The 1,107-nt window shown below is 64.0% G+C and carries 1 protein-coding gene and 1 pseudogene; both read left to right on the top strand.

Features of this window, described 5'->3' with window-relative positions; translation table 11 throughout:
* On the top strand, positions 1–597 hold a 597-nt coding region (locus tag Q673_RS0118220; RefSeq protein WP_031217833.1), incomplete at its 5' end, for a formimidoylglutamase.
* A gap of 55 nt (positions 598–652) precedes the next feature.
* A pseudogene (locus Q673_RS0118215) lies at positions 653–1,107 on the top strand (urocanate hydratase); the annotation flags it as partial.

Raw genomic sequence — 1,107 nt, 5'->3', positions numbered from 1 at the left:
CTGGGTGGCGGTCATGAGGTGGCCTATGCGAGCTGGTCGGGGCTTGCCCAATACCTGGCAGCCAGCGATGAGCAGGCGCCGCGCGTAGGCATCATCAACCTGGATGCTCATTTCGATCTGCGCAATCCGAGCTATGTGCGCTCATCAGGCACGCCGTTTGCCCAAATTGCCAACGACTGTGCTCAGCGTGGCTGGCCGTTTCAGTACGCCTGTCTGGGCGTCAGCCGAGCTGCCAACACTCGGGCGCTTTTCCAGCGCGCTGCCCAGCTGAACGTCCTGGTGCGAGAAGACCGGGAGTTTGATGCCACGCGACTTACCGCTCTTTTGCAGGATGTAAAGACATTCGCTGATCACTGCGACCACCTCTACCTGACCATCGATCTAGACGTGCTGCCTGCCGCAGAGGCTCCCGGGGTGAGTGCCCCGGCCGCCCGTGGCGTGTCGCTCGCCCTGATCGAGCCGCTGATCGAGACCATTCGAGATAGCGGCAAGCTGCGCCTGGCCGACCTGGCGGAGCTCAACCCCGGCCGTGATATCGACGGCCGCACCGCCAAGGCGGCCGCTCGCCTGGTGCATCTGCTGACCCTGAATGACTGAGAGCCGACGGCTCCACGACCACGACAACTCATCAAGACTTCTGAGGCAACACGCCATGACCCAGCAAGACAAGCGTCACGACCCCTCCCGCAAGATCGCCGCGCCCACCGGTACTGAGCGCAGCTGCAAGAGCTGGCTCACCGAGGCCCCGCTGCGCATGCTGATGAACAACCTGCACCCCGACGTGGCCGAGCGCCCCGAGGACCTGGTGGTGTATGGCGGCATTGGCCGCGCTGCTCGCGACTGGGAGTGCTACGACAAGATAGTCGAGACCCTGCAGCGCCTGGAGGATACCCAGACCCTGTTGGTGCAGTCCGGCAAGCCGGTGGGCGTCTTCGAGACTCACAAGGACGCGCCGCGCGTGCTGATCGCCAATTCCAACCTGGTGCCGGCCTGGGCCAACTGGGAGCACTTCAACGAGCTGGATCGCAAGGGCCTGATGATGTACGGCCAGATGACCGCCGGCTCGTGGATCTACATCGGCTCCCAGGGCATCGTGCAGGGCACCTA

The sequence above is a fragment of the Halomonas sp. PBN3 genome (genome assembly GCF_000475415.1).
In the GTDB taxonomy this organism is placed as follows: Bacteria; Pseudomonadota; Gammaproteobacteria; order Pseudomonadales; family Halomonadaceae; genus Halomonas; species Halomonas shengliensis.
Note: the sequence above shows the minus strand (reverse complement) of the source record. Positions and strands in the feature narration are given on the sequence as shown.